General features: G+C 66.7%; 17 protein-coding genes. 10 read left to right on the top strand and 7 right to left on the bottom strand.

What is annotated here, in order from left to right; all coding sequences use genetic code 11:
- On the top strand, positions 1 to 796 hold a 796-nt coding region (locus ACWELQ_RS13100), incomplete at its 5' end, for a glutamine amidotransferase (RefSeq protein ID WP_452397249.1).
- 468 nt (positions 797 to 1,264) lie between these two features.
- On the opposite strand, the gene ACWELQ_RS13095 is transcribed toward ACWELQ_RS13100, so the two are convergent.
- The 3 genes from ACWELQ_RS13095 to ACWELQ_RS13085 are packed head-to-tail and all read right to left on the bottom strand — an operon-like array spanning position 1,265 to position 3,084.
- Positions 1,265 to 1,537 carry a hypothetical protein gene (locus ACWELQ_RS13095; RefSeq protein ID WP_452397248.1) on the bottom strand — a complete coding sequence of 91 codons (273 nt, stop codon included), beginning with the start codon at positions 1,535 to 1,537 and terminating at the stop codon, positions 1,265 to 1,267.
- Entirely contained in the window at positions 1,530 to 2,324 is a 795-nt protein-coding gene (locus tag ACWELQ_RS13090) for an AAA family ATPase (protein ID WP_452397247.1), read from the bottom strand. Before ACWELQ_RS13090 ends, ACWELQ_RS13095 begins: the two co-directional genes overlap by 8 nt.
- A 22-nt stretch (positions 2,325 to 2,346) precedes the next feature.
- A complete protein-coding gene (locus ACWELQ_RS13085) occupies positions 2,347 to 3,084 on the bottom strand; it encodes an IclR family transcriptional regulator (RefSeq protein WP_452397246.1) in 738 nt (245 codons plus the stop codon).
- A 92-nt stretch (positions 3,085 to 3,176) separates the two neighbouring features.
- Between ACWELQ_RS13085 and ACWELQ_RS13080 the strand changes: the two genes are divergently transcribed.
- The 4 genes from ACWELQ_RS13080 to ACWELQ_RS13065 all read left to right on the top strand — a co-directional run bounded on the left by ACWELQ_RS13080 (position 3,177) and on the right by ACWELQ_RS13065 (position 9,813).
- Positions 3,177 to 4,343 carry a pyridoxal-phosphate-dependent aminotransferase family protein gene (locus ACWELQ_RS13080; RefSeq protein WP_452397245.1) on the top strand — a complete coding sequence of 389 codons (1,167 nt, stop codon included), beginning with the start codon at positions 3,177 to 3,179 and terminating at the stop codon, positions 4,341 to 4,343.
- A gap of 132 nt (positions 4,344 to 4,475) precedes the next feature.
- Entirely contained in the window at positions 4,476 to 5,816 is a 1,341-nt protein-coding gene (locus ACWELQ_RS13075; protein WP_452397244.1) for an MFS transporter, read from the top strand.
- A complete protein-coding gene (locus ACWELQ_RS13070) occupies positions 5,813 to 8,728 on the top strand; it encodes an FAD-binding and (Fe-S)-binding domain-containing protein (RefSeq protein WP_452397243.1) in 2,916 nt (971 codons plus the stop codon). The genes ACWELQ_RS13075 and ACWELQ_RS13070 overlap by 4 nt, the downstream gene beginning before the upstream one ends.
- A gap of 71 nt (positions 8,729 to 8,799) precedes the next feature.
- A complete protein-coding gene (locus tag ACWELQ_RS13065) occupies positions 8,800 to 9,813 on the top strand; it encodes an alpha/beta hydrolase (RefSeq protein WP_452397242.1) in 1,014 nt (337 codons plus the stop codon).
- 9 nt (positions 9,814 to 9,822) lie between these two features.
- Here ACWELQ_RS13065 and ACWELQ_RS13060 read toward each other — a convergent pair whose 3' ends face one another.
- Positions 9,823 to 10,332 carry a DUF3237 domain-containing protein gene (locus tag ACWELQ_RS13060; RefSeq protein WP_452397241.1) on the bottom strand — a complete coding sequence of 170 codons (510 nt, stop codon included), beginning with the start codon at positions 10,330 to 10,332 and terminating at the stop codon, positions 9,823 to 9,825.
- A 107-nt stretch (positions 10,333 to 10,439) separates the two neighbouring features.
- Here ACWELQ_RS13060 and ACWELQ_RS13055 point away from each other — a divergent pair, with 107 nt between their 5' ends.
- Together ACWELQ_RS13055 and ACWELQ_RS13050 are read left to right on the top strand one after the other, a co-directional pair.
- On the top strand, positions 10,440 to 11,351 hold the full coding sequence (locus ACWELQ_RS13055) for an alpha/beta hydrolase (protein WP_452397240.1): 912 nt from the start codon (positions 10,440 to 10,442) through the stop codon (positions 11,349 to 11,351).
- 1 nt (position 11,352) lies between these two features.
- A complete protein-coding gene (locus ACWELQ_RS13050) occupies positions 11,353 to 11,922 on the top strand; it encodes a TetR/AcrR family transcriptional regulator (RefSeq protein ID WP_452397239.1) in 570 nt (189 codons plus the stop codon).
- Here the strand turns inward: ACWELQ_RS13050 and ACWELQ_RS13045 are convergent.
- A complete protein-coding gene (locus tag ACWELQ_RS13045) occupies positions 11,833 to 13,284 on the bottom strand; it encodes a glycosyltransferase 87 family protein (RefSeq protein ID WP_452397238.1) in 1,452 nt (483 codons plus the stop codon). The genes ACWELQ_RS13050 and ACWELQ_RS13045 overlap by 90 nt on opposite strands.
- 56 nt (positions 13,285 to 13,340) lie before the next feature.
- On the opposite strand from ACWELQ_RS13045, the gene ACWELQ_RS13040 reads away from it, so the two are divergent.
- Positions 13,341 to 13,997: a hypothetical protein gene (locus ACWELQ_RS13040; RefSeq protein ID WP_452397237.1), complete on the top strand. Its 657-nt coding sequence runs from the start codon at positions 13,341 to 13,343 to the stop codon at positions 13,995 to 13,997.
- Position 13,998: 1 nt separating this feature from the next.
- Here the strand turns inward: ACWELQ_RS13040 and ACWELQ_RS13035 are convergent, their stop codons facing one another.
- On the bottom strand, positions 13,999 to 15,651 hold the full coding sequence (locus ACWELQ_RS13035) for a sulfatase-like hydrolase/transferase (RefSeq protein ID WP_452397236.1): 1,653 nt from the start codon (positions 15,649 to 15,651) through the stop codon (positions 13,999 to 14,001).
- A 30-nt stretch (positions 15,652 to 15,681) separates the two neighbouring features.
- Positions 15,682 to 16,602, bottom strand: a complete 921-nt coding sequence (locus tag ACWELQ_RS13030) for a haloalkane dehalogenase (protein WP_452397235.1) — start codon at positions 16,600 to 16,602, stop codon at positions 15,682 to 15,684.
- Between the two features lie 53 nt (positions 16,603 to 16,655).
- On the opposite strand from ACWELQ_RS13030, the gene ACWELQ_RS13025 reads away from it, so the two are divergent.
- Together ACWELQ_RS13025 and ACWELQ_RS13020 are read left to right on the top strand one after the other, a co-directional pair.
- The gene (locus tag ACWELQ_RS13025) at positions 16,656 to 17,228 is read left to right on the top strand and encodes a TetR/AcrR family transcriptional regulator (RefSeq protein ID WP_452397234.1); all 573 of its coding nucleotides are present in this window, start codon (positions 16,656 to 16,658) and stop codon (positions 17,226 to 17,228) included.
- Between the two features lie 8 nt (positions 17,229 to 17,236).
- Positions 17,237 to 17,602: a DUF1330 domain-containing protein gene (locus tag ACWELQ_RS13020; RefSeq protein WP_452397233.1), complete on the top strand. Its 366-nt coding sequence runs from the start codon at positions 17,237 to 17,239 to the stop codon at positions 17,600 to 17,602.
- Positions 17,603 to 17,890 lie beyond the last annotated feature (288 nt).

Below are 17,890 nucleotides of genomic sequence, written 5' to 3'. Positions count from 1 at the left end.
CGAGGTCAATCCCTCCATTGATGTCAACCCGGGGAGGTGGACCGTCGACAATGTGGGGATGCCCCAGTCTTGTCTGCTGTTGCAGCTGCGACCCGAGCAAGCGGCCTCCGATCAGGAGTATCAGGCGATCCTCGACGCGGGCGGGCTATCCGCCATGGAGGTGACCCGCGTCGAGATGAATCACGGCATGCCGGATGTCGACCTCGAGGACCACTGGGCGGTCATCGTCGGCGGCGGCCCGAGCAATGTCAGCTATCCCGAGGCCAAGAAGTACGACTATCAACGGGTCTTCGAACCGAAGCTGAAGAAGCTGCTCATCGAGGTGGTGCGCCGGGACTTTCCGTATCTCGGCGCTTGCTACGGGCTGAGCATGCTCGCCGAAGCGTTGGGTGGGCGAGTCAGCACCGAGCGCTACGGCGAAACGGCTGGCGCTACCACCATCGAACTCACCGACAATGCAGTGAAAGACACACTGCTACACGGCCTTCCGGAGTCGTTTCGGGCATTCGTGGGCCACAAGGAATCCTGCCAGGACGTGCCGCCGGGTGCGGTGCTACTGGCTCGTTCCGCCGCCTGCCCGGTGCAGGGGGTCCGTGTCGGCGAGCACGTCTACGCCACCCAATTCCATCCAGAACTCGACGGCCACGGTTTGGCGCTGCGAATTGAAATCTACCGTCACGAAGGCTATTTCGATCCCAGCGAGGCTGATTCGCTGACCGAGCTGGGTCATCGGGAGAACATCACTGTGCCGCAGGAGATTCTGCGGCGGTTTGTCGAGCGTTACCGGCTTCGGTGAAGAGACCAAAGATGAAGAGACACAAGAAGAAGAGATAAAAGAAGAAAAGATAAAAGCGGCCAGGAGGAGGGGTGGCGAGGGGGCTGGGTTGGGTTCGCCGGGTGGCGGTACCAGCCGCCTCACCGTCCGGGAGGCGTACCGTCTCGTCGTTCACCGAACCGATTCGTCGAGTGGTACATCCTGGAGGGGGATTCGGACATATCTCCTCCAGGATGTACCGCTCGACGGCGGGGGTGGTGGGTTTGACCGGTTCAGGGCTGGCCGTCGTCCGTTGGAGGAGTGGTGGGGGTTGTTTTGGTCTTTTGTGTTGTTGTGTTTTGTCTTTGAAGGTGATGCGTGCGGTCCGTGGGCCGGGATCGGCGGGTGACGGCTCCCGACCTGGCGTCAGCCCAGGTCCGGTAGGGCAGGCGAGGTGACCACACTTCGTCGTTTGCCCTGCGCACGCCCGGGTCACATGCGCGGTCCGGGTCAGGCCGCGCGGGGACCCCACGTTTGGCAGTGTGCGGCGATGCTAGTGGCGACCACCTGGCCGACGTGATGTTTCTCGTTCACGTGCGCCGTGCCCGAGGGGTCGATGGTTTTCGGGGCGATCCAGCCGACGCGGCCGCGATGGGGTGAATCCTTGCCGAGCATCACTGTTTTCCAGCCTTGGGGGCTGTCGTTGACGAGCGCGTGGTGGTGATCGCACACCAAGGTCAGATTGTTCAGATCGGTCGGCCCGTTGTTGGCCCAATCATTCACGTGGTGCACCGCGCACATCGAGGGTGGCGCATCGCAATCCGGGTGCGTGCACCCTCAGCGCGCCCATCCGGGTTTCGATCAGCTCGCGCAGCGTGCCCGAGACCGCGGGACCACCCGACCACGTCCACAGGTCGTCGCGTCGAGCCAATCGGCCCGCGTCGAGTTCCTGATCGACGAGGTGACGCAGGTACAGCACATTGCCGCGGGTCAGGTTCCAGAGCTGTTGCGCCGCATCGGGATCGACCCTGCCGCCGAGCACGCGAGTGAGCAGCAGGTCGGAGTCCGGATGCGGCAGCGGGTGCAGGTCCAGGCGGTCGAGATGATCGTTCTTCCAGAGTGCGGTGACCGCGTCGGGGGCCGGTTCGCCCGCACGCGCGGTGAGCACGACCTTCGCCAACCCCCGAGTGACAATCTGCTGCAGAACCAGCGCGGACAGTTCGTCGATCAGATGCACATCGTCGACGGCCACGACCACAGAGTGGCCGGACGGTGAGCTCGTCAGTGTCCGTACGACATCGTGCACCCGGCGCAGCGGGTCGCCGATATCGGGATTGGCCCATTCCACGAACACCCCGAGCGGCAGCGCGCGAGCCGAGCCCGACGCAGCCGCCGATCGCACCATGTACCGAGATGGCAACGCCCCCAGCGCTTCTCGCACCAACCGACTCTTACCCACCCCGGCCGGCCCGGTCAGCAGCATGCCCGCCGATCCGGATCCAGCCTGTACCGCCCTGCCGATCCTGTCGAGCTCCGCGGCGCGGCCGGTCATCGGCCACACGTTCACCATCCGCTGATGGTAAAGCCGCCGGTCATCCCAGACGTGCGGAGAGCGTTTTCGCGGCGGCGTTCACCGCCGCGCCGAATTCGGGTTCGGTTTCGGGGGTGAGGCGGCCGATGGGGAGGTTGACGCTGAGGCTGGCTATGGGGGCGCCTTCGGGGGTCAGGACTACGGCGGCTACTGCGCCGACGTCGGAGCGCCATTCGCCGCGGTTGACGGCGAAGCCTTGGGTGCGGACGAGATCCAGTTCGGCGCAGAGGGCTTGGGGGTCGGTGATGGTGGTGTCGGTGTAGCGGGGGAGGTCGTCGAGGAGGAGGTGGCGGAGGGTTTCGAGGGGGGTGTGGGCCAGGACGGCTTTGCCGTTGGCGGAGGCGTGGAGGGGGAGGGCGTGGCCCAGGGCCATGCTGGTGCGGACCGGTTTGTCGGTCTCGAGGCGTTCGATGAGAACCATCTTGCCGTTCTCGGGGATGGTCAGGTGAATGGTTTCGCCGGTCTGGCGGCGCAGGTCCTCGAGGACGGGGAGGGCGGTGCCGCGCAGGCCGAGGTCACCGCCCGCACTGCCGCCCACCGCAAGGGCTTTCGTGGTGATGCCCCACCGGGTGACCTCGCCGGCGGCGGGGCGGATCCAGCCTGCCGTGTCGAGGGTGACGAGGGCGCGTTGCACCGTGCTCTTGGGGAGGTCGAGCACGCGGGCGAGTTCACCGACGCCGATGGGCTGGCGGGCGGCCACTTCCTCCAGAACTCGCAAGGTGTTCAAGACATTTCGCAAGGTATTGACTCCTTCATGGCGCATCCCTACCCTTGCTGCACCTTTTCACGGCACAGTGTGCCATATCACGGCACAGGACGGAAGTTCCAGCTATGACAGCCCACAGCGGACGCCACTTTCTGCAGATCCCCGGCCCGACGAATGTCCCGGATCGCATTCTGCGGGCCATCGCCCAACCGACCATGGACCACCGGGGACCCGACTTCGCGGATCTGACAAAGGATCTGCTGCAACGGCTGGAGCCGGTGTTCGGCACCAGCGGGCCGATCGTCATCTACCCGTCCTCGGGCACCGCGGCCTGGGAGGCGGCGCTGGTCAACACGCTCTCGCCCGGTGATCGCGTACTCGCCTTCGAGACAGGGCATTTCGCCACGTTATGGCGCGAGATGGCCGAGCGCCTGGGTTTGGAGGTGCAATTCGTGCCCGGCGATTGGCGGCACGGCGCGGACCCGGCCGCGGTGACCGAGGCGCTCACCGCCGATACCGGTCACCGCATTTCCGCGGTCATGGTGGTGCACAACGAAACCTCTACCGGCGTGACCAGCCGCATTCCGGAGATCAGGGCGGCCATCGACGCGGCCGAGCATCCCGCGCTGCTGTTCGTCGACACCATTTCCTCGCTGGGTTCCATCGACTACCGCCACGAGGAGTGGGGCGTCGACGTGACCGTCGGCTGCTCACAGAAGGGCCTCATGCTCCCGCCGGGCTTGGGCTTCAACGCCCTCAGCGAGAAGGCGCTCACCGCCTCCCGCACGGCCAAGCTGCCGCGCTCCTACTTCGACTGGTCGGCGATCCTCGACGCCAACGAACACGGGTTCTTCCCCTACACGCCCGCCACCAACCTGCTCTACGGCCTGCGTGAAGCCTGCCTCATGCTCGAAGAGGAAGGTCTGGCAAACGTTTTCGCCCGCCACGACCGATTCGCGATGGCCACCCGGGCGGCGGTGCGCGGCTGGGGCCTCGAGGTGCTCTGCGCCGACCCGCGCGAGTACTCCAGTTCCCTGACCGCCGTGCTGGTCGGTGGCGCGCACGACGCCGACAAGGTGCGCCGCGTCATTCTCGAACGCTTCGACATGTCGCTGGGCACCGGACTGGGCAAGCTGGCGGGCCGGGTGTTCCGCATCGGGCATCTGGGCGATCTCAACGATCTGACGCTGGCCGGAACCCTGTCCGGCGTGCAGATGGGCCTGGAACTGGCGGGCGTCACCGTGGATCCGGGCGGGCTCCAGGACGCACTGGCGGTACTGCGCGGCGAGTGACCTCCCCGCACCGAAAACTCTTTTCTTTCTTCATCTTTCATTCGCTCCCCGCTGGGCTGCCGGAGGCACCGGCCCGCAGATCTCGTTGCGCAGATGCTCCGCTCCGAGCGATTTCCTACGAGGAGGTAGGTCGTGATCGAGCGGACTTCCCCTGTCCGACGACTGTCCCATATGAAGCGCTGGACCTATATCTTGCCGGTCGTCGTCTTCATCTACGTCATCTGTTATATCGACCGCACCAATATCAGTTTCGCGCTGCCGCACCTGAAAACGGATATGCATCTCACCGGTGCGCAGCAGGGACTGGCGAGCGGCATCTTCTTCTGGGGTTATCTGCTGTTGCAGATTCCCGGCGGATACATCGCCGAACGCTGGAGTGCCCGGCAGTGGATCGCCATCCTCATGGTCCTGTGGAGCGTGGCGGCCATGGCCTCGGGTTTCACCAACTCGGTCGGGCAGTTGCTGCTGGCGCGGTTCCTGCTCGGGGTGGCCGAGGGCGGGGTGCAGCCGGCGTTGATGACCACCATCCGCGCTTGGTTCCCGTTCGCCGAAAGAAGCCGGGCCTTCGCGATTTTCAAGCTGTACACCCCGATCGCGGCGATCGTGGCGGCACCGTTCTCGGGCGTCATCCTCACCTATTTCGACTGGCGGTGGATGTTCATCATCCAGGGCGGTGCGCCGCTGATCGTCGGGCTCATCGCGTGGCTGGCGATCGTGCGTGACACCCCGGCCAAGGCGGGCTGGCTCTCGCAGACCGAACGCGAGTACATCGAGAACGCCCGCCTCCAGGAGGGCGAGCAGTTGCAGTCGCGGGGAACGTTCAAGGCGGCGTTCACTTCTCGGATCGTGTGGCAGTTCGCGCTGATCTACACGCTCACCCAGATGGGATTGCTCGGCCTCACGCTCTGGATGCCGAGCGTGTTGAAGAAGGCGTTCCACACCGACCTGAAGGTCGGCCTGGTCGCGATGCTGCCGCAGCTCGCGGCGGGCGCGGCCATCATCCTGGTCGGTCGTTCCGCCGACCGTCGAGGCGGGCACATCGCCCACATGTCGGTGGTGCTCGCTTCGGCAGCGCTGATCCTGGCGGGCGCGAGTCTGGTTTCGGCAGAACAGAAATGGATCGTGCTGCTGGCGATGATCCTCGGCACGGCGGCCTCCATCGCCTGGTACGGACCCTTCTGGGCGACGGTCACCAAGCTCACGCCGGTGGCCGCGGCGGGGGCCGGGATGGGGTTGATCAATGGCGTCGGCAATCTCGGCAGCTTCTTCGGGCCGTACATCGGCGGCTGGCTCAGCGATCTCAGCGGCGGCGGGTACGCGCTCACACAGGTCTTCTTCGGGATCGTGTTCGGCGTCGCCGCACTGCTGGTGCTCACGCTGCGCAAGCAGCTGCGCATCGCCACCCAGGGCGAACCGGCAGCGGCGCAAACCCCGATGACGCCGATCACCGTGGACAACAAGGACTTTCAATGACAACGACAATGACAGTGGCGGAACGGCTCGAACAGGCACTACGCACCGTCCTCGACGGTGAGATCGCGTTCGACGACTACAGCAGGCACCTGTTCTCACGTGACGCCAGCATGTACTCGATCACCCCACTGGGCGTGGCGTTTCCACGGCATGCCGAGGATGTCGCGGCCGCCGTCGAGGTCGCCGCGGAGTTCGGGGTGCCGGTGGTGGCCCGGGGTGCGGGGACCAGTCTCGCCGGGCAGACCGTGGGACCTGGTCTGGTGCTGGACATGTCACGGCACATGAACCGGATCATCATCGACGCCGAGTCCCGCACCGCACTCGTCGAGGCGGGCGTGGTGCAGGATCAGCTCAACAAGGCCGCCGCCGCGCACGGGCTGATGTTCGGGCCCGACACCTCCACCAGCAACCGCGCCACCATCGGCGGGATGATCGGAAACAATTCCGCCGGAAGCGGTTCGCTGACCTTCGGTATGACCATCGATCATGTGCGGGTGCTCGATGTGGTGCTCGCCGACGGGTCCCGGGCTCGGCTCGAACCCGTCGACGAGGCCGAACGACAGCGGCGGGCGACCGCGAACACCCTGGAAGGCCGGATCTACCGGGAGTTGCCGGAGCTGGTCATCGCCAACGAGCAGGCCATCCGGTCCGGGATGCCGCTGTTCTGGCGGCGCGCGGGCGGCTACCGGCTCGATCGGCTGGTCGGGTTCGGCAAGAACCAGCCGTTCGATCTGGCCAAGTTGGTGGTCGGGGCCGAAGGCACGCTGGTGATCGCCACGCACGCGCTGGTGGATCTGGTTCCCAAACCCGCCTACACCGTTTATGCCGTCGGGCATTTCGACGATACGCACAGTGCCATCGCCGCCACGACGGACGCGCTGAGCTGCGATCCGCATCAGGTCGAGCTGATGGATCGCACGATCCTCGAACTGTCCCGGCAGAAGATCGAGTACGCGGAGCTCGGAAATATCCTCGTCGGGGATCCGGGCGCGCTGCTGTTCGTGTCGTTCAGCGGGGACAACGAGGCCGCGCTGGTCGCGAAACTCGAAGAGCTCGAGGCTCGCTGGCGACGCGGCGGCCACGGCTACCACACCCTGCGCGCGGTGACGCCCGCCGATCAGCGGGCGCTGCTCAAGGTCCGCAAGTCCAGTCTCGGGTTGCTCATGGCCGCCGGTGAGGGCACCCGCCGGCCGCTGGCGTTCGTGGAGGACACCGCGGTCGACCCGGTGCACCTGGCCGCATACACCAAGCGGTTCAAGGAGATTCTCGACGACAACCAGCTGGAGGCGGGGTTCTACGGGCACTGCTCGGTGGGCTGCCTGCACATCCGGCCGTTCGTGGACCTGACCGATCCGGCGCAGGTGGCGAAGATGCGGACGGTGGCCGAGGCGGTCAAGGATCTGGTCGCCGAATACGGCGGCGTCAACTCCAGCGAGCACGGGGACGGGCTGGCGCGCAGCGAGTTCAATCGCGAGATCTTCGGCGACGAACTCTACGAGGCCATGCGAAAGGTCAAGCGGCTCTTCGATCCCGCCGGAATCATGAACCCCGGCAAGATCGTCGACGCGCCGCCCATGACCGAGAACCTGCGCGACCGCGACGCGCTGCCGCCTGCCCCGGCATTGAAGACCACCCTGAAATTCGAGGTCGTCGGCGGGATGCGCGGCGCGGCCGATCGGTGCATGAACATCGGGCTGTGCCGCAAGGCCGGACCGGGCGTGATGTGCCCGTCCTACATCGCGACCCGGGAAGAGGAGCACGCCACCCGCGGCCGGGCCAACGCCCTGGTGAAGGCGCTCTCGGAGCCGGATCCGCATGCGGCGCTGGGCGATGAACGCCTGCACGAGATCCTCGATCTGTGCCTGATGTGCAAGGCCTGCAAGAGCGAATGCCCGATGAGCGTGGATATGGCGTCGTTGAAGGCCGAGGCGCTGGCGCACCACCACGAGATCCACGGAACACCTTTGCGGTCACGGCTTTTCGGGTCGATCCGGACACTCAACCGGCTCGGATCGGCCACCGCGCCGCTGTCCAACGCGCCCGGCCGGATCCGACCGCTCCGGCGGCTACTCGACCGGACTCTGGGCATCGCGGCGGCCCGCCCGCTGCCGGTGTTCCAGCGGGTCAACCTGATTCGCTGGTTCAGTCGCCGCGATGTGGTCGGGCAACCAGTACCGCTGGGCACTGTGAACTGGCTCGCCGACTCGTTCACCACCTTCACCGAACCGCACATCGGCCAGGCCGCGATCGAGCTGCTGGAACGCGCGGGCTGGCACGTGGAACTGGCCACCGGCGGCTGCTGCGGACGCTCCAGCATGTCGAAGGGGCTCCTGGACGACGCTCGCGCAAAGGCCGCGGCGCTGGTGGATTCGCTCAACGAGACCACGGTGCCGGGCTCGCCGATCGTCGGCTGCGAACCGTCATGCGTGTTCATGCTGCGCGACGAGAACACCGCGCTGCTGCCCGATACCTGGGCGGCGACCGCCGTGGCGGCCCGCGTCCAGCAGGTGGAGGAACTACTGGTCGATGCCATCGACACCGGGCGGCTGAAGCTGCGCAAGGATTCACCGTTCGCGGGGCGGCGCATCGTGTTCCACGGCCACTGCCATCAGAAGGCCGAGGTCGGCACCGCCGCCACCATGGCGCTGCTGCGCCGGATCCCGGGAGCCGTGGTCGAGGAGATCGACTCCGGCTGCTGCGGAATGGCGGGGTCGTTCGGTTTCGAATCCGAACACTACGACCTGTCACTCGCGATCGGCGAAGATCGCCTGTTCCCCGCACTGGCCGCCGAACCCGCCGACACCGTGGTGGCCGCCACCGGAGTCTCCTGCCGGCAACAGATCTTCCACGGTGCCGGGCGCACGGCCTGGCATCCGGTCGAACTGATCCGGGAAGCACTGGCCGACGGTTAGGCAGGCGGCGATTGGGTCATGACTCGGCGAAAACTCGTGAATCGAACCGGACATCGTGCTCCATTTGATTGATGACGGTCAGGATTCTGCGAGCCACGATCCGGACGACGGTGGGGGTGATGCTGTGCGCGCTGGCCAGCATCACCGCCCCCGCGGCGTGGGCCGACGGTCCGCCGCTCGATCGAGTCGCACACCTCGATCACGTCTCACGGGTGGACACGAACCAGCTGACCGTCGGGGTCTACTCGGCGGCCATGGACCGGGTGATCGAGCAGGACGTGCTGATTCCCGACGGCGGAAGCGCGGGACGGCCCACCGCCTATCTGCTGATCGGGGCGGCGCGGGACGACCAGATCGTCTGGCAGACGATGACGGATCTGCCCACGTTCGCGCCGGGGACCGGTGTCAATGTGGTCGTACCGCACGGCGGGGAATCGAGCTATTACACCGATTGGCAGCGCGATGATCCGGTGCTCGGCCGCAACGAATGGGCCACCTATCTGACCTCCGAACTGCCGCCCATCATGGACGCGGTCCTGCACGCCTCGGGGCGCAATGCGATTGTCGGGCTGTCGATGTCGAGCACCGCGGCCTTGGCGCTGGCCGAGGCGGCGCCCGCGCTTTATCAAGCGGTCGGGGCGTTCAGCGGATGCGCGGAGACCAGCAGGCTTCCTGGGCAGGCATACGTCTATGTGGTCACCGACATTCATGGCGGCGGCAATATCGAGAACATGTGGGGGCCGATCGGCTCTCCGGCGTGGAGCGAGCACGACCCGTACCTGCACGCGGATCAGCTGCGCGGCCACACGCTGTATATCTCCAGCGGCACCGGATTCCCCGGCAGCCATGACAACCTCCGCGACTACCGCATCGACGGCGACGTGCCCACCCTGCTGAACCAGCTCATCCAGGGCGGCGCGATCGAGGCCGCCGCGAGCGACTGCACCCGGCACCTCGCGGCCCGTCTCGCCGACCTCGGCATCCCCGCCACCTACCGGTCGCATCCCGGCACGCATTCGTGGGGCTACTGGCAGGACGACCTGCACGAGTTCTGGCCCACCATGGCGGCGGCCATCGGAGCTTGAGCCGCAACGCTATTCGATGGTGTAGACGCGGTAGGCGATGTGCCCGCGCGACATCTCGGCGATGCCGACGTTGACGGTGCGGTTGAGCCAGGCGTAGCGCTCGGCCCCGGTCTCGAAGACCGGCAGGGTGCGGGCGTGAATGTCCGGGGCGCGCAGGGTCTCGCCGTTCAGATACCGTTGCATCGCAGCGGGATCGGTGAGTGCGACCCGGCCGGTGGAGGTCAGATAGAGGTACTCGCCATCGTCGGTGCGCAGGGTCGCGCGCACATCGAGCCGGCAGATCAGGTCCTTGCCCATGGTCAGCCAGTCACCGCCGCCCGGCAGAATCTCCCCGCGTAGACGCGGACCGGAAAAGGTACCGGTCGCGACGACGGCGATCAACCGGAAGGCCGCCGGGGTCCGGAATATTTGCGTCTCTTGGAATTTCAGTTCGATGTCCATCAGATGTTCGGCGTCCAGTGCTGTCCGCACCGGCCCGTCCAGCACCCCGGGACCACCCGCTGAGGCAATAGCTGACATTACTTCACTATAGCTAGATGGGTGGCGGGCCGGTAGCCCCACGCAAAAGGGTTGAAGCGAACGGTACGGTTCCGTACGCTTCAGGGAGGTTCTCGGAGGTGGTCGAAATGACAAGTGCCGGAGCGCATCTACTGTCCTTCGCCGTACGGATGCTGCGGGTGCGGCGTGCGCTCGACGGAGAGGAACGCATTCTCCGGACGATCGCGACGGACCGAGCGAAGGGTCCGGCCCTGCCGTCGAAACGGATACGCGAGGGGTTGTCGGTCCGGGAGGAGACGATCGACGGATTCCGGGTATTCACCTTGACCCCACGCGACATCCGGCCCACCCGCCGCGTGTTGTACCTGCACGGGGGCGGCTGGGTGCGACCGATCATGGATCCGCACTGGGAGATGATCGCCGAACTCGCCGGGCTGCTGGGCTGTTCGGTGACCGTGCCGATGTATCCACTGGCCCCCGAGCACTCCGCACCGGACACCTTCCGCTGGCTGTTGTCGCTGTATGCCGGGCTCGCACCCGATGGGGATTTGACTGTGATGGGCGATTCGGCGGGTGGTCATCTGACGCTGTCGCTGGCAATGCAGGCGCGCGATCGTGGCCTCCCACAACCGGGTGCGCTGGTGCTGCTGTCGCCATTGCTGGACGCGACTCTCAGCGACCCCGCGATTGCGGCACTCGACCGGATGGACCCGATCGTTCCCGCGCGCGGAGTGCCGATCTTGACGCGGATGTTCGCCGGTGCGGTGGACCTGCGAGATCCCATGATCAGTCCGCTGTTCGGAACCCTCACCGGGCTCCCACCGATCGCCTTGTTCGTCGGCACCAGGGAGATCGTGAATGCCGATGCTCACCGCCTGCGACGCCTGGCCGCCGAATCGGACTTCCCGTTGAGCTGGCACGAGTATTCGGGGATGCTGCACGTCTGGCCGTTGTTCCCGATTCGGGAGGGGCTGCGGGCGCGGCGAGAGATCGCCGAATTCGTCCGGGCGAACACCTCACCCGCCTCCGCAGGAGACTGACATGGTTCGTGGACAACCACGCGTCGACGAGATCCTCGCCGCCACCATGGATCTGGTGGCCGAGCGTGGGTACCCGGCGCTGACCATCGACGCGGTGGCGGCGCGCGCCAATGCCAGCAAGGCCACCATCTATCGTCGCTGGCGCAACAAAGCCGAACTGGTCAAGGCGGCGTTGGACGCCCACGACCTCCGCCACAATGCCGAGATCCCCGATACCGGCGCACTACGCGGGGACCTGCTGGCCGTGCTGGAAGCCGTGCGCGCCAATGCATCCGAGCGCGTCACCGTCCTCATCGCCGGGCTGATCGCGGCGGCCCGCCACGATCCGGAACTGGACGCCGCGCTTCAGGAGCACACCGGCAATCCGGAACTGTCCCCGTTCCGCGATGTGTTGCGTCGTGCGGTCGCCCGCGGTGACCTGCCCGGCGACGTCGACGCCGAACTCGTCCACGATGTGGCCGAATCGATGATCCTGCGCCGGTTACAGACTCACGCCGTCCTCGACGACGCGTTCCTCACCCGGCTGGTGGACGATGTCCTGCTCGTCCTGCTCGCGCGAGGGCCGCGGTGAACCGTACGCGCGCAACCGGATCGCGATCACCGCGAACAGCGCGAGGGTCAGCCAGATGTAGGCGTTGTGGTCCACCACGGCGAGGCGGCCGTGATTCGGGAAGTCGAAGACGCTGCCGTAGTGCAGGTCGAACAGATCCATGACACCGCCGGAGCTGATCGCGGCGACGACCAGGAGACCGGCGATCGTGATCGGATCGCGGTGGCGAATCGCCAGGTGCGCCAGGTAGATCAGCAGCGGGGCCAACCACACCCAGTGGTGGATCCAGCTGTAGGGGGAGATGACGGTGCTGGTCAGCCCGCATACGGTGACCGCGGCCAGTTCCTGCCCGAGGGTCCACAGCCGACGCGCGAGCAGCAGGCAGACCACGGCGATGGCGATCGCGGCCGCCAGCCACAGCAACTGCGCGCCCGACCCCGATCCGAGGGTGCGGGCGATCATGCCGCGCAGGGATTCGTTCTGCGGATTCTCCGGGACGCCGACCCGGGCGGGGTCGGCGAACGCGCCGCTCCAGAAGGTCAGCGAATCCTTCGGCAGCACAGCCAGACCCACCACCATGGTGGCGGCCAATGCGCCGAGCGCGGTGGCGGCGGCCCGGAATCGGCGCGTCACCAGCAGATACAGCACGAAGAACACCGGAGTGAGCTTGATTCCGGCCGCGATACCGGTCATCGCGCCCTTCCAGCGAGAGGAGTCGGGCAGCGCCATATCCGCCAGCACCAGCAGGAGCAGCAGGATATTGACCTGGCCGAACCCCTCGGTCTCGCGAATCGGCTCGCACAGCAGCAGCATTGCCGCGATCGACGGGCCCATGAGCAGCAGGCGGCGATCGTGGCGGTAGCCGAGCACCGACAGGGCCGCCCACACCGAGCCGGTGAGCAGTGCGAAGTTCACCAGCCCGCCGACCCAGGTGAACACCGCGCCGTGCATCCACGCCAGCGGCAGGAACATCAGCGCGGCGAAGGGCGTGTAGACGAACTCGAAGACCCCGCGCGTATGGCCGCGCAGCGGACTGTCGTAGACCGAGACGCCGTGCGCCACGCGATCGCCCGCGACCTGGTACGCGCCCAGATCGACCAGGTGCATCATCATGCGCGGCGCGGCGGCGACCTGGCCGAGGTAGTACCAGCCCGCCAGCGCGCCCACCACCGCGACGGTCCACACCACCGGCAGTGGAATGGAACGCCGCGGCGGCGCACCCTGATTCGTGACCGTTACCTGACCGAGCGCCGATACCGGCATGCTCACCCCCACGCGTTGGGCTTCCCGATTGCCCGCCCCACCGTAGTGACGATGCCATTCGATCGCCAGTCCGAGGCCCGTCACGAACCGACCGGTCACCGCGCTATCGCTGTCGATCATGTTGTCGCACAATGGTTTTCAAGTGTCTGATCATCGACGCGGGCACAATGACGACAATGTACGACTACAAGCTCGACTGGCGATACGGGGCCGCTCCCGAAAAGCACGCGCTACCGCAACCCTGCGGATACCTGGTCGCATTGTCGGCCGACGCGACCACGACACTCACTCCCGACATCACCACGACTGCCACCTTCACCGGCACCCCTCAGTACCCGGGCATCGGAAAGGCGTACGACCCCGCCAACCAGAAGATGCACGTCTGCGGAATCATGGAGGGCGTGCACTGGGACGGCGGCCTCGAAGACCCCATGCAGTTGAGCTTCTTCGTCAGCACACCCAGTCAGCAGAAGCTGCAGAGCGCCCTGAAGCGCGGCAACCTGATGACGATGCAGGACGTCAGGTTCTGGGTCGTCGGTTACGAGTACCCCACACGATCCGACAAGCCTGGCGTGTGGTTCGAAGCCGCGTATCCGATCGGGCCGACCGGCAAGGGCATTCCCGGATCCCTGCGCGGCCGGATCACCCACACCGACGCCAACCTCGACTTCACGGTCTCGGACATCCCCACCCCGGCGGATCCCACCGGGGTGCCCGTGTTCGCCTGCACCTTGCGGATGGCGCCCGCGATGGCCGAATCCTTCGAGCTGTTCCAGGCCGATTCACCCACCGACAAGAAGGTAATGCCCTGGGGCCTGCACGTCGGGCAATGAACTATTTCGCCCCGACACCGTCCTGGAGGAAATCGCCGAGCTGTTCGCCGAACGGTTTGGCGATTTCCTGCTGATAGTCGTCCCAGCCCTGTTGCTGGGCCGTGCGCAGCGAATCCGGTAGCGCCTGATGCAATTCGGCATCGACCGCAGCATCGTGCAGGCGGCTCATCCGGTCGCGCAGATCGCCACCGGCCGCGGCGATATTGTCGAGCTCCAGCGCGCCGTCACGGGTCGAATAGTCGTAGAGCTCGAATTCCTCCTGCTCGGCGGCATCGATGCGCGCCGAACCCGGCACCCAGTGCGAGTAGCGCACGAACTTCGCGTCGGGGGTGCGCAGCGCGATCAGGTGCCCCGGGGCGTCGGCGTTGAAACGGACGGCGGCTTCCTCGATGGAGTGCTCGTCGGTGGTGTGCAGAATCCACGGGCGGCCGGGCGCCTTCGCGTCGCGGGCGATCGCGGCGATGTCGTGCCGCCCGGCCAGATGCGAATACCGGTCGCTGCTCCGCCAGGCATTGCCGCCGGTGGCGAGGGTGAGCAGCAGCGGGGTCATATCCACGCTGGAAGTCATCTGGTCGCGGGTGCCGGGCGCGGGCGTGACACGGCCGCGCGGGTCGTGGATGTAGAGCGGGACGCGGATCGCCTCGTCGTAGGCCGCGCCGCCCTTGCCGTGCAGACCGTGCGAGCCCGCGTAATCGCCGTGATCGGAGGTGAAAACGACGACGGTGTTGGCCGCGACCTCCGGATGCGACGCCAAAGTGTCCAGGACTCGGCCGATCTGGATATCCACCTGCTGCTGGAACCACAGGTAGAGGTTGCGCATGTCGATCCACTCGCGGTCCGCCTCGGCGGTGCCGTAGGGGGCCAGCCCGAAGGTCAGCGCCGACACCTGCACCAGCGCGGTCTGCAACTTCGGCTTGCGGGCGAGCTGTTCGAGGGTCTCGTGATTGCCGGGTAGGTCGTCGATCCAGCGCGGAATGTCATTGACTGCCAAAGTGCGTCGAGTGAAACGCGGCCACCACTGGATATCGTGCGGATTCACCAGCGAAACCGTGGTGCACCACGGGCCCTGCGCCGCATCGGAATCCAGCCAGCCCACGAACTGGTCCACGATCCGGCCGTCCATCTGCAGACCCTGCTCGGGCGCACCGTTGGGCGACGGGTAAGTGCCGCCGTCGAAGCCGAAGCGGTCCAGCCCACCCGGGTTGGTGTCGGCGTAGTGACCCAGATGCCATTTGCCCCACCAACTGGTCCGGTAGCCCTCCTCGCGCAGCAGGGTGCCCCACGTCGGGAACCCCTCGGCGAGTTGCGAAGTCGAGGTCGACAGGCAGCCGGTCTGATGCGAGTACAGCCCGGTCAGCAGCGTGCCGCGCGAGGGGGTGCAGTCGTTGGCGGCGGTGTAGTGCTGTTCGAAGGACACCGACTTGCGCCGCAGCGCCGCGATATTCGGCAGGATGGTGTCCAGGACGTCCTGCGCGGGGAACCAGACGGGGGCCCGCATCTCGTCGACGATCACCACGAGGACGTTCGGCTTGTCGGGGTGGGTGTCCATGCGCGCCAAGGGAGCAGCACCGGCCTTGCCGGTCGCCATGGCCGCGGTGGCGGCCGTGGCCGCCAGAGCTCCGCCGCCGAAGAATCCGCGTCTACTGATCGACATGTGGGGTCCGTCTTTCGGTGGGAGTGAGAGCTAGTGCACCGGGGTGGCGTCGATGAGGTCGTTGACGACGGCGGCCAGGCCGGGACCGTTGTCCTCTTGCAGGAAATGGCCCGCGCCCACGATCACCGCGTGCGGACGTCCGGTGGCGCCGGGTATCTCCCGTTGCAGGATCTTCTCGCCACCCGCGGTGATCGGGTCGCCGTCGGAGAACGCGGTCACGAACGGCTTCTCGAATGTCCGAAGCCGCTGCCAGGCCGCGCGATTGGCGGCAGCCGCCGGATCCTCCGGAGAGGTCGGCACGAGCGACGGGAACGAGCGCGCACCCGCTTTGTAGGTGTCGTCCGGGAACGGCGCGTCGTAGGCGGCGAGGACTTCGGGGGAAAACGAAGTGCGGCAGCCACCCTCGACGATCGAGCCGATCGGGAACACCGGCGACTCCTGGGAGAACCGCTGCCAGGCCGCGAAGGCGTCGGTCAGCTCGGCATCACCGGTGGGCAGGCCGGTGTTGGCGGCGACCACCCGCGCGAAGCGTTCGGGGTGCTCGGCGACCAATCGCAGGCCGAGCAGACCGCCCCAGTCCTGGCAGACCAGGGTGATGCCGGTCAGGTCCAGCTGGTCGAACACGGCCGCGCGCAGCCATTCGGCATGACGGGCGTAGGTGTAGTCGCCGCGATCGGCGGGCTTGTCACTGCGGCCGAATCCGATGAGGTCGGGCGCGACACAGCGGCGACCCGCCGCGGTCAGCACCGGAATCATGGTGCGATACAGGTAGCTCCAGGACGGCTCGCCGTGCAGCAGCAGGACGACCTCGCCGTCGGACGGCCCCTCGTCGAGGTAGTGCATCCGCAGGGTGGTGTCGTCGTCCGCGGCGGTGACGTGGACGTAGTTCGGCTCGAAGGGATAACCGGGCAGGTTCGAGAAGCGTTCCTCGGGTGTCCGCAACACGTGCATGCTGCGACGGTAGAGTTTTTGCATCTTTGGTGCAACTTGTTAGAGTGAAGGCGATGGACGGACGCACCGCTCGGGCGGCACGAAACCGTCAGGCGGTGCTCGACGCCGTGCTGACGCTCATGGAAGAAGGCATCCTGCAGCCGACCGCGCAGGCGGTGGCCGAACGTGCGGGGGTGGCGACACGCTCGGTGTTCCACCACTTCTCCGACCTGGAATCGCTGTATCTGGATGCGGCGCAGACCCAGATCGAACGGCATTGGCTGCCCCTGCTGCGGCCGGTCAGCGGCGAACTCGAGGAGCGGATCACCGCCCTGCTCGAACTCAGAGCCGAACTCTACGAACGCATCTCGGGCACCCGCCGCGCCGCGCAGTTGCGCGAGCACGAATCCCCGGTGCTGGCCGAGCGTTTGGCACAAAGTCGCGCGGCCCTGCGCGCCCATCTGCGCGAGAACCTGCCCGAACTCGAATTCCTGGACCCCTCCGCACGCGAGGCCGCGCAGGCGGCCGGTTCCTGGGAGAACTGGGAGGTGCTGCGCCGCCACCAGGGCCTGGGCATCCCGGCCGCGCGCACTGCCGTCGCCGCCACCCTCACGGCACTGCTCGCCACCCGGCACGATCGAAAGTAGGCCCACCCATGGCCGTTGTCCCCAATCCCGACCAGTTCGCCCGCTTCGCGGCGGCCACCGACACCGGACCGGTCGTCATGCTCAACCTCATCAAGTTCAGCGATCGCACCGAGTACGCGACCTACGGGGACTTGGTTCTGCGGATGGTGCGCGAGCAGCAGGGGCGGTTGCTCTGGCACGGCGAACCCCGGCAGACGCTCATCGGCGATGCCGACTGGGACTATGTCGCGCTGGTCGAATATCCCGACCGCCAAGCCTTTCTGAGCATGGTGACCGCACCGGAGTATCAGCGCATTCACGCCCACCGGGAGGCGGGCATCGAGCACACCGTGCTGCTGGCGTGTGACGCGCTCACCCCGCCGGCCGGCGACTGAGACCGTCCGCCAGGGCCTTCCGGCGCTCTTCCGATACGGATATCACCACGGCCACCGGCCAGGCTGACATGCGGACGGCGAAGACGACCGGATGACCCCGCTCGATCGTGGTCGACGGCCGGGGCCGTCGCGGAAACGGCCGACAACGACCGAAGATGGCGGTATACATCTCGATCCTCCCTGCCCACCAAGAGAATCCAGAGCTCTGCTGCGGAACTCGCGAATAGTTTATTGGCGACATCACAGCGACGCTCGGGAGAAGCAATGAAGCTGGCCCTATCACCCGAT

It is taken from the genome of Nocardia sp. NPDC004722, from assembly GCF_053601505.1.
This window is presented reverse-complemented; position numbering and strand designations above follow the sequence as displayed.

Bases quoted from the DNA above. Each gene is read 5' to 3' on its own strand.
- ACWELQ_RS13090 (WP_452397247.1), bottom strand. From the start codon at position 2,324: ATGGTGAACGTGTGGCCGATGACCGGCCGCGCCGCGGAGCTCGACAGG.
- ACWELQ_RS13080 (WP_452397245.1), top strand. From the start codon at position 3,177: ATGACAGCCCACAGCGGACGCCACTTTCTGCAGATCCCCGGCCCGACG.
- ACWELQ_RS13070 (WP_452397243.1), top strand. From the start codon at position 5,813: ATGACAACGACAATGACAGTGGCGGAACGGCTCGAACAGGCACTACGC.
- ACWELQ_RS13065 (WP_452397242.1), top strand. From the start codon at position 8,800: ATGACGGTCAGGATTCTGCGAGCCACGATCCGGACGACGGTGGGGGTG.
- ACWELQ_RS13060 (WP_452397241.1), bottom strand. From the start codon at position 10,332: ATGTCAGCTATTGCCTCAGCGGGTGGTCCCGGGGTGCTGGACGGGCCG.
- ACWELQ_RS13055 (WP_452397240.1), top strand. From the start codon at position 10,440: ATGACAAGTGCCGGAGCGCATCTACTGTCCTTCGCCGTACGGATGCTG.
- ACWELQ_RS13050 (WP_452397239.1), top strand. From the start codon at position 11,353: ATGGTTCGTGGACAACCACGCGTCGACGAGATCCTCGCCGCCACCATG.
- ACWELQ_RS13045 (WP_452397238.1), bottom strand. From the start codon at position 13,284: ATGATCGACAGCGATAGCGCGGTGACCGGTCGGTTCGTGACGGGCCTC.
- ACWELQ_RS13040 (WP_452397237.1), top strand. From the start codon at position 13,341: ATGTACGACTACAAGCTCGACTGGCGATACGGGGCCGCTCCCGAAAAG.
- ACWELQ_RS13035 (WP_452397236.1), bottom strand. From the start codon at position 15,651: ATGTCGATCAGTAGACGCGGATTCTTCGGCGGCGGAGCTCTGGCGGCC.
- ACWELQ_RS13030 (WP_452397235.1), bottom strand. From the start codon at position 16,602: ATGCACGTGTTGCGGACACCCGAGGAACGCTTCTCGAACCTGCCCGGT.
- ACWELQ_RS13025 (WP_452397234.1), top strand. From the start codon at position 16,656: ATGGACGGACGCACCGCTCGGGCGGCACGAAACCGTCAGGCGGTGCTC.
- ACWELQ_RS13020 (WP_452397233.1), top strand. From the start codon at position 17,237: ATGGCCGTTGTCCCCAATCCCGACCAGTTCGCCCGCTTCGCGGCGGCC.